13 protein-coding genes are annotated in these 14075 nt (G+C 68.6%); 6 read left to right on the forward strand and 7 right to left on the reverse strand.

What is annotated here, in order from left to right:
* Positions 1-64 precede the first annotated feature (64 nt).
* From ACIRFH_RS06325 to ACIRFH_RS06345, 5 genes are all read left to right on the forward strand, one after another.
* Positions 65-1612 (forward strand): Stp1/IreP family PP2C-type Ser/Thr phosphatase, encoded by a 1548-nt coding sequence (locus ACIRFH_RS06325; protein WP_403517441.1) that lies wholly within the window; start codon positions 65-67, stop codon positions 1610-1612.
* A 27-nt stretch (positions 1613-1639) separates the two neighbouring features.
* Positions 1640-3076 (forward strand): FtsW/RodA/SpoVE family cell cycle protein, encoded by a 1437-nt coding sequence (locus tag ACIRFH_RS06330; RefSeq protein WP_403517442.1) that lies wholly within the window; start codon positions 1640-1642, stop codon positions 3074-3076.
* Positions 3073-4545, forward strand: coding sequence for a peptidoglycan D,D-transpeptidase FtsI family protein (locus tag ACIRFH_RS06335; RefSeq protein ID WP_403517444.1), 1473 nt, complete (start codon positions 3073-3075; stop codon positions 4543-4545). Before ACIRFH_RS06330 ends, ACIRFH_RS06335 begins: the two co-directional genes overlap by 4 nt.
* Before the next feature lie 190 nt (positions 4546-4735).
* The gene (gene pknB / locus ACIRFH_RS06340) at positions 4736-6742 is read left to right on the forward strand and encodes a Stk1 family PASTA domain-containing Ser/Thr kinase (protein ID WP_403517446.1); all 2007 of its coding nucleotides are present in this window, start codon (positions 4736-4738) and stop codon (positions 6740-6742) included.
* Positions 6743-6883: 141 nt separating this feature from the next.
* Complete coding sequence (locus tag ACIRFH_RS06345) at positions 6884-7906, forward strand: restriction endonuclease (protein WP_403517448.1); 1023 nt, start codon at positions 6884-6886, stop codon at positions 7904-7906.
* 91 nt (positions 7907-7997) lie between these two features.
* Here ACIRFH_RS06345 and ACIRFH_RS06350 read toward each other — a convergent pair whose 3' ends face one another.
* From ACIRFH_RS06350 to ACIRFH_RS06370, 5 genes are read right to left on the reverse strand one after another with little or no spacing between them, the layout of a single operon-like run.
* Positions 7998-8768 carry a class E sortase gene (locus ACIRFH_RS06350; RefSeq protein WP_403517449.1) on the reverse strand — a complete coding sequence of 257 codons (771 nt, stop codon included), beginning with the start codon at positions 8766-8768 and terminating at the stop codon, positions 7998-8000.
* A gap of 13 nt (positions 8769-8781) precedes the next feature.
* Positions 8782-9870, reverse strand: a complete 1089-nt coding sequence (locus tag ACIRFH_RS06355) for a class E sortase (protein ID WP_403517451.1) — start codon at positions 9868-9870, stop codon at positions 8782-8784.
* Positions 9867-10505: an aminodeoxychorismate/anthranilate synthase component II gene (locus tag ACIRFH_RS06360; RefSeq protein WP_403517452.1), complete on the reverse strand. Its 639-nt coding sequence runs from the start codon at positions 10503-10505 to the stop codon at positions 9867-9869. Before ACIRFH_RS06360 ends, ACIRFH_RS06355 begins: the two co-directional genes overlap by 4 nt.
* Positions 10502-10699, reverse strand: a complete 198-nt coding sequence (locus ACIRFH_RS06365; RefSeq protein ID WP_356764829.1) for a hypothetical protein — start codon at positions 10697-10699, stop codon at positions 10502-10504. Before ACIRFH_RS06365 ends, ACIRFH_RS06360 begins: the two co-directional genes overlap by 4 nt.
* Before the next feature lie 45 nt (positions 10700-10744).
* Positions 10745-11524 carry a DUF881 domain-containing protein gene (locus tag ACIRFH_RS06370; RefSeq protein WP_403517454.1) on the reverse strand — a complete coding sequence of 260 codons (780 nt, stop codon included), beginning with the start codon at positions 11522-11524 and terminating at the stop codon, positions 10745-10747.
* 140 nt (positions 11525-11664) lie between these two features.
* Here ACIRFH_RS06370 and crgA point away from each other — a divergent pair, with 140 nt between their 5' ends.
* Positions 11665-11919, forward strand: coding sequence for a cell division protein CrgA (gene crgA, locus ACIRFH_RS06375; protein WP_403517456.1), 255 nt, complete (start codon positions 11665-11667; stop codon positions 11917-11919).
* Positions 11920-12149: 230 nt separating this feature from the next.
* On the opposite strand, the gene ACIRFH_RS06380 is transcribed toward crgA, so the two are convergent.
* Entirely contained in the window at positions 12150-13061 is a 912-nt protein-coding gene (locus ACIRFH_RS06380) for a rhomboid family intramembrane serine protease (RefSeq protein ID WP_403517457.1), read from the reverse strand.
* A gap of 122 nt (positions 13062-13183) precedes the next feature.
* Complete coding sequence (locus ACIRFH_RS06385; RefSeq protein ID WP_403517459.1) at positions 13184-13717, reverse strand: peptidylprolyl isomerase; 534 nt, start codon at positions 13715-13717, stop codon at positions 13184-13186.
* Positions 13718-14075 lie beyond the last annotated feature (358 nt).

The following is a 14075-nucleotide window of genomic DNA, read 5'->3' on the forward strand; positions in this document are numbered from 1 at the left end:
CCGGAGGGTGGGCAGTGTGGCTCGACACGACCGGCTGCAGTCGGAGCCGACGGGCGAGGTGCGCATGAGTCTGTCACTGCGTTTCGCCGCCGGATCGCACAAGGGCATGATCCGGGAGGGCAACGAGGACTCCGGTTACGCCGGTCCCCGCCTGCTCGCCATCGCCGACGGCATGGGCGGCCAGGCCGCCGGAGAGGTCGCCTCCTCCGAGGTGATCTCCACCATCGTCGCCCTCGACGACGACGTGCCCGGCTCCGACATCCTCACCTCCCTCGGCACCGCCGTGCAGCGCGCCAACGACCAGCTGCGGCACATGGTCGAGGAGGACCCCGCCCTCGAAGGCATGGGCACCACCCTCACCGCCCTGCTGTGGACCGGCCAGCGCCTCGGCCTCGTCCACGTCGGCGACTCCCGCGCCTACCTCCTGCGCGACGGCGTCCTCACCCAGATCACCCAGGACCACACCTGGGTGCAGCGCCTCGTCGACGAGGGACGCATCACCGAGGAGGAGGCCGGCACCCACCCGCAGCGCTCCCTGCTGATGCGCGCCCTCGGCAGCGGCGACCACGTCGAACCCGACCTGTCCATCCGCGAGGTACGGGCCGGCGACCGCTACCTCATCTGCTCCGACGGACTCTCCGGCGTCGTCTCCCACCAGACCCTCGAGGACACCCTCGCCAGCTACCAGGGCCCCCAGGAGACCGTGCAGGAGCTGATCCAGCTCGCCCTGCGCGGCGGCGGCCCCGACAACATCACCGTCATCGTCGCCGACGTCCTCGACCTCGACACCGGCGACACCCTCGCCGGACAGCTCTCCGACACGCCCGTCGTCGTCGGCGCCGTCGCCGAGAACCAGGCCCAGTTCGGCGACAACGGCATCATGCAGACCCCGGCCGGCCGCGCCGCCGGCCTCGGCCGCCAGGGCGGCGGCCGACACGGCGGGGGCGGCGAGTTCGGCCCGCCCGGCAGCGGCGACACCACCGGCTACATCCCCGCCGACGGCTTCGGCGACTACGGCGACGACGACTTCACCAAGCCCCGCAGGAACCGCCCGTGGCTCAAGCGGTCCCTCTACACCGTCCTCGCCCTCGCCGTCATCGGCGGCGGCCTCTACGGCGGCTGGCGCTGGACCCAGACCCAGTACTACGTCGGCACCAACGACGACCACGTCGCCCTGTACCGGGGCATCAGCCAGGACCTGGCCTGGGTCTCGCTGTCCAAGGTCCAGAAGGACCACCCCGAGATCGAACTCAAGTACCTGCCGCCCTACCAGCAGAAACTCGTCGAGTCGACCATCGCCGAAGGCGACCTGAACGACGCCCGCGCGAAGATCGAAGAGCTGTCGGTACAGGCCTCCGCCTGCAAGAAGCAGGCAGAACGGCGTGCCGCGGACAGCGAGAACGCGAAGACGGGCGAGGGCGAGGCCGGAGGCACCACGGGAACCACCCCCGCCTCCTTCACGTCCAAGGCCACACCGACACCGACCGCGTCGGGGTCACCGAAGACGCCCGAATCGTCCCCGTCCCCGTCCACGACCGCACCCCCTACCAGCCCCGGCCCCAGCCTCTCGGAGGAGGAGCAGAAGGTCGTCTCGCTGTGCGGTAAGCAGTAGGCAAGCCGTGAGAGGCCCCGTCACACGATGAGCAGTACTCCCAACACGCCGACGCACCACACGTCCACGATCGGCTCCATCGGTGCGCCCAGCCGCCGCAACACCGAGCTGGCCCTGCTGGTGTTCGCCGTCGTCATCCCGGTCTTCGCCTACGCCAACGTGGGCCTGGCCATCAACGACGAGGTGCCCGCCGGACTGCTGAGCTACGGCCTCGGCCTCGGCCTGCTGGCCGGCGTCGGCCATCTCGTGGTCCGCAAGTTCGCGCCCTACGCGGACCCCCTGCTGCTGCCACTGGCCACCCTGCTCAACGGCCTCGGCCTCGTCGCCATCTGGCGCCTGGACCAGTCCGAACTGCTCCAGTCCATCAAACAGGCCGGCACCGCCGCACCCCGCCAGCTGATGTACACCGCGATGGGCATCGCCCTGTTCGTCGCCGTGATGATCTTCCTCAAGGACCACCGCGTCCTGCAGCGCTACACCTACATCTCCATGGTCAGCGCCCTGTTCCTCCTGCTCCTCCCCCTGGTACCGGGCCTCGGCAAGAACATCTACGGCGCCAAGATCTGGATCCAGGTCGGCTCCTTCTCCATCCAGCCCGGAGAGTTCGCCAAGATCGCCCTGGCGGTCTTCTTCGCCGGCTACCTGATGGTGAAGCGCGACGCCCTCGCCCTGGCCAGCCGCCGCTTCATGGGCCTCTACCTGCCCCGCGGCCGCGACCTCGGCCCCATCCTCGTCGTCTGGGTCATCTCGATCCTGATCCTCGTCTTCGAGACCGACCTCGGCACCTCGCTGCTGTTCTTCGGCATGTTCGTGATCATGCTGTACGTCGCCACCGAGCGGACCAGCTGGATCGTCTTCGGCCTGCTGATGTCCGCCGTCGGCGCCGTCGGCGTGGCCAGCTTCGAACCCCACATCCAGCAGCGCGTCGACGCCTGGCTCGACCCCATGCACGAGTTCATGCTGTCCCGCCAGGGCGTCGTCGGCCACTCCGAACAGGCCATGCAGGCCCTGTGGGCCTTCGGCTCCGGCGGCACCCTCGGCACCGGCTGGGGCCAGGGCCACTCCGAGCTGATCCGCTTCGCCGCCAACTCCGACTTCATCCTCGCCACCTTCGGCGAGGAACTCGGCCTGGCCGGCCTCATGGCCCTGCTCCTGCTCTACGCACTCATCGTCGAACGCGGCGTCCGCACCGCCCTCGCCGCCCGCGACCCCTTCGGCAAGCTCCTCGCCATCGGCCTGTCCGGCGCCTTCGCCCTCCAGGTGTTCGTCGTCGCCGGCGGCGTGATGGGCCTCATCCCCCTCACCGGCATGACCATGCCCTTCCTCGCCTACGGAGGCTCCTCCGTCATCGCGAACTGGGCCCTGATCGGCATCCTGCTGCGCATCAGCGACACCGCACGCCGACCGGCCCCCGCGCCCGCCGCCAACCCCGACGCCGAGATGACCCAGGTGGTCCGACCGTGAACAAACCACTGCGCCGCATCGCGATCTTCTGCGGACTCCTGGTCCTCACGCTCCTCATCCGCGACAACTGGCTCCAGTACGTCAAGGCCGACGAACTGAAGACCGACGAGGACAACCGCCGCGTCGCCATCGAGCGCTACGCCAGCCCCCGCGGCGACATCATCGTCGACGGCAAGGCCATCACCGGACACACCACCACCGAGGGCGACTTCAAGTACAAGCGCACCTACAAGGACGGCGCCATGTGGGCGCCCGTCACCGGTTACGTCTCCCAGGCCTACGGCGCCTCCCAGCTCGAGTACATCGACGACGGCATCCTCACCGGCAACGACGACCGGCTCTTCTTCCGCAACACCCTCGACATGCTCACCGGCAAGAAGCGCGAGGGCGGCAACGTCGTCACCACCCTCAACGCCGCCGCGCAGAAGGCGGCCTACCAGGGCCTGAAGAAGCAGGGCGGCAAGGGCGCCGTCGCCGCCATCGAACCCTCCACCGGCAAGATCCTCGCGCTCGCCTCGTTCCCCTCGTACGACCCCTCCACGATCGCCGGCGGCGGCAAGGCGGACGGCGAGACCTGGAACAAGATCATCGAGAAGAACAACCCCGACAAGCCGATGCTCAACCGCGCCCTGCGCGAGGTCTACCCGCCCGGCTCCACCTTCAAGGTGGTCACCGCCGCGGCGGCCCTGGAGCACGGCAAGTACACGTCGGCGGACGAGAAGACCGACTCGCCCCTGCCGTGGATCATGCCCGGCACCACCACCCCGCTGAACAACGAGGGCGACCTCCCCTGCGAGAACGCCACCCTCCGCGAGGCCCTGCGCGTCTCCTGCAACACCGTCTTCGGCAAGATCGGCTCCGACCTCGGCAACGACAAGATGCTGGAGACGGCCAAGAAGTTCGGCTTCACCGAGGAACAGTTCGTCCCCGTCCGCTCCAGCGCCTCCGTCTTCTCCGACGACATGAACAAGTCGCAGGTCGCGCTCTCCTCCATCGGCCAGTTCAACACCGCCGCCACCCCGCTGCAGATGGCCATGGTCACCTCCGCCATCGCCAACAACGGCACCCTGATGAAGCCGTACATGGTCGACGAACTCCAGGCCCCCAACCTCGACACCATCGAGAAGACGGACCCGCAGGAGATGAGCAAGCCGCTCTCCCCGGAGAACGCCCAGATCCTGCAGTCGATGATGGAGACCGTCGTCAAGGACGGCACGGGAACCAAGGCACAGATCGACGGAGCCGTCGTGGGCGGCAAGACCGGTACCGCCCAGCACGGTGTCGACAACAGCGAGAACCCCTACGCCTGGTTCATCTCGTACGCCAAGACCGGCGACGGCAGCTCGCCGGTCGCCGTCGCCGTGGTGATCGAGGACGAGAACGCCAACCGTGACGACATCTCCGGCGGCGGCCTCGCGGCACCCATCGCGAAGAGCGTGATGGAGGCCGTCATCAAGAGCAAGAAGTGACCAGGCGCGAAAAGGGACGTGACTCCGCTCACGTCCCCTTCGCATCGACGCACGTTGCGATACCGGTCCTGTATCGGCTACCGGGCTTGGCCAGGTCACACGGAGCGAGCCGGGTACGGTAGGCCGGACGGCAGCCTCCGACCGTACAAGCATGCCGGTCGGGACCGACGGAGAGGGCTGGTAGGTAACCATGGAAGAGCCGCGTCGCCTCGGCGGCCGGTACGAGCTGGGCCAGGTGCTCGGCCGTGGTGGCATGGCCGAGGTCTACCTCGCGCACGACACCCGGCTCGGCCGCACCGTGGCGGTGAAGACGCTCCGCGCGGACCTCGCGCGCGACCCGTCCTTCCAGGCCCGGTTCCGCCGGGAGGCCCAGTCGGCCGCCTCGCTCAACCATCCCGCGATCGTCGCGGTCTACGACACGGGCGAGGACTACATCGACGGGGTCTCCATCCCGTACATCGTCATGGAGTACGTCGACGGCTCCACGCTCCGTGAACTCCTCCACTCCGGCCGCAAACTGCTGCCCGAGCGGGCCATGGAGATGACCATCGGCATCCTCCAGGCCCTGGAGTACTCCCACCGCGCCGGCATCGTCCACCGCGACATCAAGCCGGCCAACGTCATGCTCACCCGCAACGGCCAGGTCAAGGTCATGGACTTCGGCATCGCCCGCGCCATGGGCGACTCCGGCATGACGATGACCCAGACCTCCGCCGTCATCGGCACCGCCCAGTACCTCTCCCCGGAGCAGGCCAAGGGCGAACAGGTCGACGCACGCTCCGACCTCTACTCCACCGGCTGCCTGCTCTACGAGCTCCTCACCGTCCGGCCGCCCTTCGTCGGCGACTCCCCGGTCGCGGTCGCCTACCAGCACGTCCGCGAGGAACCGCAGGCACCCAGCGTCTTCGACCCCGAGATCACGCCCGAGATGGACGCGATCGTCCTGAAGGCCCTGGTCAAGGACCCCGACTACCGCTACCAGTCGGCCGACGAGATGCGCGCCGACATCGAGGCCTGCCTCGACGGCCAGCCGGTCGCCGCCACCGCCGCGCTGGGCGCCATGGCCGCCGGAGGCTACGGCGCCTACCCCGACGACCAGCAGACCACCGCCCTGCGCTCGGACTCCGGCGCGGGCGCGGGCGCCACGACCATGCTGCCGCCCATGAACGCGGACGACGGCGGCTACGGCTACGACGACCGCCCCGGCCGACGCCGCCAGCAGAAGAAGTCCCGCGCCTCCACGGTCCTCCTGGTCCTGGCCGGCATCCTCGTCCTCGTCGGCGCCATCCTCATCGGCAAGTACGCCATCGGCGGCGGGGGCGTGGGCAACGACAACGTCCCCGTACCGAACTTCGTCGGCCTCACCAAGCAGGACGCCGCCAACCGGGCGACCAACGCCGACCTGGAAGTGGCGTTCACGCAGAAGCCCTGCGAGGACCAGGCCAAGAACCACATCTGCTCGCAGGACCAGAAGCCGGACACCGAGGTCAAGAAGAACTCCACCATCAACCTCGTCGTCTCGACCGGCGCCCCCAAGGTCGAGATCCCGGACGTCGAGGGCCAGACCTTCGCCGACGCCGAGCAGGCCCTGAAGGACAAGGGCTTCCAGGTCGAGAAGGAGACCAAGGAGTCCACCGAGACACCGGACACGGTGCTCTCCCAGAACCCGGCGGGCGGCGAGTCCCGCGAGAAGGGCTCGACCGTCACACTCACCGTCGCCCGGGAGACCTCCCAGGTGACCGTGCCGAGCCTGCTGGGCCTGAGCCCGGCGGACGCCAAGCAGCGCTTGGAGGAGAAGGGCCTCGTCCTCGGCACCCAGACGCAGGAGGAGTCCACCGCGCAGCCCGAGGGAACCATCTTCGAGCAGAGCTTCAGCCCGGGCACCGACGTGGACCGCGGCAGCACGGTCGCGGTGAAGATCGCCAAGGCGCCGGCGGAAGAGAAGATCGCCATGCCGAAGGTGACCCAGATGACCGTCGGCCAGGCCAAGCAGGTCCTCGCCCAGAACGGCCTGCAGCTCGAGAAGGTCGAAGGCGGCGGCGACGACAACGCCGTGGTGATCGGGAGCAACCCGGTCGAAGGCCAGGAGGTCAAGAAGGGCGACAAGGTCACCCTCTTCGCCCCCGGCGGCGGCAACGGCAACAACGGTGACAACGGCGGCGGCTTGTTCGGCGGCCTCGGCCACCACGACGACTGACGCCACCGAGCAGACAGAGCCCCGGCCCTCCACAGAGGGCCGGGGCTCTGCCGTTTCCGCCCACCACAGACCGGTCGTGTCTTCATATGTCATGAATCGTTGACCTGGGGTGACACACAACCCGATCGAGGGAAACGACACATGATCAGCGAAACCGCCCTGCTCGAATCACCCACCCTGCGCAACAGCGTCCTCGGCCGCACGGACGTACTCGACCGCGTCAAAGCTCTCTCACTGCTGCCGGACGGCATGCACGTGACGACGGCGATGGTGGCGACGTACTTCGGGGTCGGCATTGAGGCCATCAAGTCCCTCGTCAAGGACCACCGCACGGAACTGGAGAGCAATGGGTACCGCCTACTGACCGGCGAGTCACTGAGGTCCTTCAAGGACCTCAGTGGGATGCAGTCGCGTGCACGCTCGATGGCGTTTTTTTCCCGCCGCACCGTCCTCAACGTCGCCATGCTCCTCCGCGACAGCGACGTCGCACGTCAGGTGCGTGTCTACCTCCTGGACACGGAGTACCGGGCTCGCACACAGCCTGTGGAAAACCCGGTCCCAACAGACCTCTCCACTCTCGACGCCCGCATCGACCGCCGCATCACCCAGATCCTCGGCAAGACGGTCGTACCGATGTTCAACGCCCTGATCGCCACCTCCGGGGAGCACCGCCGCGAGCTCATCGAGCTCCGCGAGGACATCGAGAACGTCGAACGCAAACTGTGCTGGCACCACAAGCGCCTCACCGCCGTGGAAGGAGAGACCCCCACCGACGACGTCAGGGCGACGCTCAAGGCCATGACCTGGCAGGCGCTCGAACACCACGTCGCGGAGCTGCTCCGACGCGACGGCTGCGTCGACGTCGTCGTCCGAAAGGCCCACGCCGACCGGGGCATCGACATCACCGGCCGCACCCCGGACGGACGCACCGTGGCCGTCCAGTGCAAGAACCGGGCCGGCCGCTGGACCGTACCCAGCGCCGACCTGCAGAAGTTCGCCGGCGCGGTGCGCGCCATCGACCCCGTGGACATCGCACTCTCCGTCGCCACCTGCGGCTTCAGCCACGAGTCCGAGGCGATCGCCAAGCTCAGCGGAGTCGTCACCGTGAACCGCGACGAGCTGGAGGCCTGGAGCGCCGGGGTGCGCCTCAAGGCGCTGCGTTAGGCGCCGAGGCAAGTGGCCCGAAGCCGCAAGACGAAGTTGCGGCTTCGGGCCTCCACCATGTTAGGGGACCGACCTCCCCCGAGGAGGCCGGTCACCGCAGCTCCGCCGGCGGCGTCCGCTCCCCGTCCACCTTCTCCGTACGGACCAGCTCGCCCCACACCACGTACCGGTACCGGCTCGTGTACACCGGCGTGCAGGTCGTCAGCGTGATGTAGTGCCCCGCCTTGGTCTTCCCGGACTCCTCGGGGACCGCCCCGAGCACCTTCACGTTGTACTTCGAGGTCTCCGGGAGGATGCCGTAGACCTTGTACACGTACCAGGTGTCCTTCGTCTCGAAGACGATCGGGTCACCCTTCTCGATCTTGTGGATGTTGTGGAACTTCGCCCCGTGCCCGTCCCGGTGGGCCGCCAGCGCGAAGTTGCCCTCCTTGCCCGACGTCGGGAGCTCCGATTTCACCGGATCGGTGTAATAGCCGGCCACGCCGTCGTTGAGGATCTTCATCGACGTGCCCTTCTCCACCAGGATGTCGCCCTTGCCCATCGCGGGCACGTGCAGGAAGCCGATGCCCGCCTTGGTGTCCAGCGCCCCCGGCCCGTCCGGACCGACCCTCTGCTGGGCCCAGTTGTCACGGACCTCGTCGGCCTGCTTGCCGGCCTCGCGGTCGGCGAGGACGTTCGTCCACCACAGCGAGTAGACGACGAACAGGCCCAGCACCAGGCCCGCCGTGATGAGGAGTTCGCCGAAGACGCTGACGGCCAGGGCGACGACCCGCCCCGGGCCGCGACGGCGGCGTGCCGCGGACGGCGGACGGCCGGACGCGCCGGTGTGCTCTTCGTGATCCGTGTCGGTGGTCGCTGCCACTGGTCATCCGCCCTTAATTGACGAGCGCATCCGGCTTGCCCTTGCTGCGCGGCCGTTCCTCGACCATCTTGCCCCAGACGATCATCCGGTACTTGCTCGTGAACTCCGGGGTGCACGTGGTCAGCGTGATGTAGCGCCCGGGCCCCGTGAACCCCGACTGCCTGGGCACCGGATCGAGGACACTGGTGTTGCTCGGCGACGTCACCGGCAGGATCGACGACATCTTGTAGACGAAGTACCGGTCCTGCGTCTCCACGACGATCGGATCGCCCGGCTCCAGCTTGTTGATGTATCGGAACGGCTCGCCGTGCGTGTTGCGGTGACCCGCCAACCCGAAGTTGCCGCTCTTCGCCTCCGGCATCGCCGTCTTGAGCGGGTCCTCGGCATAGTGCCCCACCATGCCCCGGTCCAGCACCTTCTTGCTGCTGACGCCCTCGGCGATCGGCACCACCACGTCCAGCTTCGGGATGTGCAGGATCGCGAAGCCCTGCCCCGGCTCGAAGGCCCCCGGATTCCGCTTGCCGCTCGCCCAGTCGTCCTGGAGGCTGCTCGCCGCCCTGTCGGCCTGCGCGTGCGCCCGCACGTTCGTCCACCACAACTGGTAGGTGACGAACAGCAGCATCAGCACACCGGTCGTGATGAAGAGTTCGCCCATCACCCGGCTCGCGATCACCGCGGCGCCCGGCTTGCGCGCCCGGGCCCGGCGACGGGCCTCCACACGCGACAGCGGCGCCTTCGACGCCTCGGCGGACTCCTGGGCCCCCGACGGCCGCCGAGCGCCCCCACGCCGCCCGTGGCGCCGCTTGGCGGCCTTCCTGCGGGCCGCACGGCCACCACCCGGCGGCGGCCCGTCCGTCACGACGGGGAAAACGCCCCCCGTACGCCCCGGAAGCGGATCCGGAACCCGCAACGCCACGGTCTCGTCGTCGAGGACGGGCGCATACGGCTCCTCGTACGCCCCCTCGCCCGAGGAGCGACCCTCGTACCGACCGTCCCCGAACGCACCGTCCCCGAACGCACCTGAACTCCCGTACGACTGCCCGTACGAGGCGCCCTGGTCACCGGCCGCGCCGGACTCGCGTTCGGGGCGCAGCGCGGTCACGCCGTGGCCCTGCCCACCACCGGGGCGAGCCCCGCCGACCTCGCCACCGCGCCCTGGTCACCGCACTCCACCAGCCAGTTGGCCAGCATCCGGTGCCCGTGCTCGGTCAGCACCGACTCCGGATGGAACTGCACGCCCTCGACGGGCAGTTCCCGATGCCGCAGCCCCATCACGATCCCGTCGCGCGTACGAGCCGTCACCTCCAGCTCGGCCGGCACGGTCCCCGGCTCGGCGGCCAGCGAGTGGTACCGCGTCGCCGTGAACGGCGACGGCAGACCCGCGAACACGCCCTTGCCCCCGTGCTCCACCGCCGACGTCTTCCCGTGCAGCAGCTCGGGCGCCCGGCCCACCACGCCGCCGTACGCCACCTGCATCGACTGCATGCCGAGACAGACGCCGAAGACCGGCACCCCGGTCGCCGCGCAGTGCCGCACCATCTCGACGCACACACCCGCCTGCTCCGGCGCACCCGGCCCCGGCGACAGCAGCACCCCGTCGAAACCGTCCTGGGCGTGCGCCGTGGACACCTCGTCGTTGCGCACCACCTCGCACTCGGCACCCAGTTGGTACAGGTACTGGACCAGGTTGAAGACGAAGCTGTCGTAGTTGTCGACGACGAGGATGCGCGCACTCACTGGTTGTCCACCGTCACATCGTTGAAGGGAAGCAGCGGCTCGGCCCACGGGAAGACGTACTGGAACAGGACGTAGACCACGGCCACCACGAGCACGAGCGAGATCAGCGCCCTCACCCACGCGTTCCCCGGCAGATGCCGCCAGATCCAGCCGTACATGCCGTCCCTTCCGTCGCACCACGGCACCAGACTCACGCCGTACGTCACCAGACTAGCGGCGCGGGACCCCTGGCAACGGCGTCACTCCACAGGCCGGGCGTAGTGCAGGTCCACGGTGCCCGAGTAACCCGGCATCGTCACCGTCCCCTGGTCCTCGACCTTCCAGCCGAGCCCGTACACGTTGACGTACACCATGTAGTTCTGGATCGCCGGCGACTCGGCCAGCGCCTTCTTCAGCCGCTCCGGATCCCCGACCGCCTGGATCTTGTACGGCGGCGAGTAGACGCGCCCCTGGAGGATCAGCGTGTTGCCCACGCACCGCACCGCGCTGGTGGAGATCAGCCGCTGGTCCATCACCTTGACGCCCGCGGCGCCGCCCTGCCACAGCGCGTTCACCACCGCCTGCAGGTCCTGCTGGTGGATCACCAGGTAGTCGGGCTGCGGCTCGGGATACCCGGGAAGCCTGGCGGTGGCGTCCGGCGGCGCGTCGTCGAGCGTGACCGATACCGCCTCGCCCTTCAGCTCCTGCGTGCCCGACCTCTTCTCCAGCGCCGCGAGCTCGTCGTCCTCCGCCTTCGTCCTTCCGTCGTCGCGCTCGGCGAGGGCTTCGATGTCGTCCCGCAGGGCCGCGTTGGACTCGTCCAGCTCGCCGTTCTTGCGGCTGCGTTCCTGGATGAGATCGGACAACTTCAGCAAAGAGGCATCCGTGCGGATATTGGTGCCCTTGGCGGTATTGAAGCTGGTGAAGAAAATGAGCCCCGCGAGAGCGAAGACCGCTGCCGTGAGCACACGCACGGGCCGGAATCGGCGCCCGCGGGCAGGACTGGATCCGGTCCCGGGGGAGTCGGCGGGATTGCTCAACGTACCCTTATCTCCTTCAGCGCCACGGAAGCACTACGCTAACGGACGCCCGGGGGAGCGCTCAGAGCCCCCTTGCACGCCGCCCCGAGCCCGAACCGTTCCCTGCGCGGCCACGCAGCGCATCGACAGGAGAGACCCTCGTGCCGAAGTCACGTATCCGCAAGAAGGCCGACTACACGCCGCCGCCCGCGAAGCAGGCGGCCGCCATCAAGCTGACCAACCGCAGCTGGGTCGCACCCGTCATGCTGGCCATGTTCGTCATCGGTCTCGCCTGGATCGTCGTCTTCTACGTCACCGACGGTTCTCTGCCCCTCGACTCTCTGGGCAACTGGAACATCGTGGTGGGCTTCGGTTTCATTGCCGCCGGATTCGGTGTCTCCACGCAGTGGAAGTAGTTTCCCCAGGACTATCCACCGAGTTATCCACAGGGCTTGTCCACACTGTGGGGACAAAGAAACGACCATCTGTGGATAACTCGCCGGGATTGACGTCGGTATGACAGAAGTACCGGCGAGCGAATACTTGTTTGCCCCCTGCCTGACCTGCAGAAACACGGTTCAGTGACAGGGGGCACACCTGTTCCCGCACGCTGTGCACAGGGGCTGCCACCAGCTGTGGACAACGCTCAGGTGAGCTGGGCCGTTCTCAACAGGGTCACGCCGACGACGGCCACGAGGACCAGTGCACAGGTGCCGTACTGCACGAGCGTCCGCCGCTCGCGCGGGGCGTGGAGCATGGCGTAGCCGATGACGCCGCCTGCGACGAGGCCGCCGATGTGGGCCTGCCAGGCGATGTCGGCCCAGGCGAAGGTGAAGATCAGGTTGATCACCAGCAGGGCGATGACCGGGCGCATGTCGGCGTTGAGGCGTCGGACCAGGGCGGCGGTGGCGCCGAAGAGGCCGAAGATCGCGCCGGAGGCTCCGAGCGAGGGCTGGTTCGGCTCGGCGATCAGATAGGAGAGGGCGCTGCCGGCCAGTCCGGAGCAGAAGTAGAGGGCCAGGTAGCGGGCGCGGCCCAGCACCCCTTCCAACGGTCCGCCGAGCCACCAGAGGCTGAGCATGTTGAACAGGATGTGCATGTAGCTGCCGTGCAGGAACATCGCGGTCAGCAGCCGGTACCACTGGCCCTCGGCGACGCCCTCGACGGGGCCGGGGAACGAGATGTAGGCCTGACCGAGCATCTCGAACCGGTTGGTGAAGCGGTCGCCGACGGAGAGCTGGACCAGGAAGAGGGCCAGGTTGATGCCGATCAGCAGCTTGGTGACGAGTCGGGGGTCCGCGGCGATGGTGCCGCCGGCGAGTGTGCGGGGCCGGGAGGCGGCGGGGGCGGGTCCGGTGCCGGTGCCGCCGCGGGCGCAGTCGGGGCAGTGGAAGCCGACGGAGGCGTTGACCATGCAGTCGGGGCAGATGGGGCGTTCGCAGCGGGTGCAGCGGATGCCGGTCTCGCGGTCGGGGTGTCGGTAGCAGCCGGGCAGGTTGTGGGCGGGCGGGGGTGCCTGGCCGTTCGGGCCCTGCGGGCCGTTCGATGACTGGTCCATGGGACCCCTCCCTTGTCCGTCCGTGTCCGAGAGGCGCGCGGCCCCGCCCTTCCTACGGACGAGCGGGGCGTTTGGTTCCCTCCGGACGCGCGCCGGTGAGGGCGGTCGCGGGACCGCGGTGGTCAGCCTTCGCGGGTCTCGACGACGACCGACTCGATGACGACGTCGTTGAGGGGGCGGTCGGTGCGGGGGTTGGTCTCCGTGGCGGCGATGGCGTCGACGACCTTCTGGCCGGCCGGGTCGGTGACCTCGCCGAAGATCGTGTGCTTGCGGTTCAGCCACGTGGTCGGGGAGACGGTGATGAAGAACTGTGAGCCGTTGGTGCCCGGGCCGGCGTTGGCCATGGCCAGGAGGTAGGGCTTGTCGAAGGCGAGGTCGGGGTGGAACTCGTCCTCGAACTTGTAGCCGGGGCCGCCGGTGCCGTTGCCCAGCGGGTCTCCGCCCTGGATCATGAAGCCGCTGATCACCCGGTGGAAGACGGTGCCGTCGTAGAGCTTGTCCGTGGTCTTCTCCCCGGTCTCGGGGTTGGTCCACTCACGCTCGCCCCGGGCGAGCTCGACGAAGTTCCTGACCGTCTTGGGGGCGTGGTTGGGCAGGAGCCGGACTTCGATGTCGCCGTGGCTGGTCTTCAGGGTGGCGTAGAGCTGCTCGGCCACGATGTGCCTTCCGTCGTCTTGTGGTGCTCCCCGATCCTCGCACGGTCCGTGGTGTGCGTCGTCCGGCTGTCGGTTCGGGCCGCGGGCGGGTGGGGGCGCTCGGGGGAATCCGGGTGGGTACTCCTGGGTTGCGAGCGCGGGGCACCGATTCGTGGCATTGTCGACGACAGGCTCTTGTTGCCCTGTATTCATCCGCTCTTGCCGTTGATCGCCTTTTGATCGCATCTTCGGTACCACGCGTCCCAGGGGGCCCGGTGTCATCGCCCGTGACCCGGATGCCCGCCCTCACATGCCTGGCTGTGCGTCGGCAGGCATGATCCGTAAAAGGGTGGAAAGTCGAATTACCGTACGCCACCGA

Source organism: Streptomyces sp. NPDC093586, from assembly GCF_044764905.1.
Lineage (GTDB): Bacteria > Actinomycetota > Actinomycetes > Streptomycetales > Streptomycetaceae > Streptomyces.

Bases quoted from the DNA above. Each gene is read 5' to 3' on its own strand.
- ACIRFH_RS06330 (WP_403517442.1), top strand. From the start codon at position 1,640: ATGAGCAGTACTCCCAACACGCCGACGCACCACACGTCCACGATCGGC.
- ACIRFH_RS06325 (WP_403517441.1), top strand. From the start codon at position 65: ATGAGTCTGTCACTGCGTTTCGCCGCCGGATCGCACAAGGGCATGATC.
- ACIRFH_RS06345 (WP_403517448.1), top strand. From the start codon at position 6,884: ATGATCAGCGAAACCGCCCTGCTCGAATCACCCACCCTGCGCAACAGC.
- ACIRFH_RS06380 (WP_403517457.1), bottom strand. From the start codon at position 13,061: ATGGACCAGTCATCGAACGGCCCGCAGGGCCCGAACGGCCAGGCACCC.
- pknB (WP_403517446.1), top strand. From the start codon at position 4,736: ATGGAAGAGCCGCGTCGCCTCGGCGGCCGGTACGAGCTGGGCCAGGTG.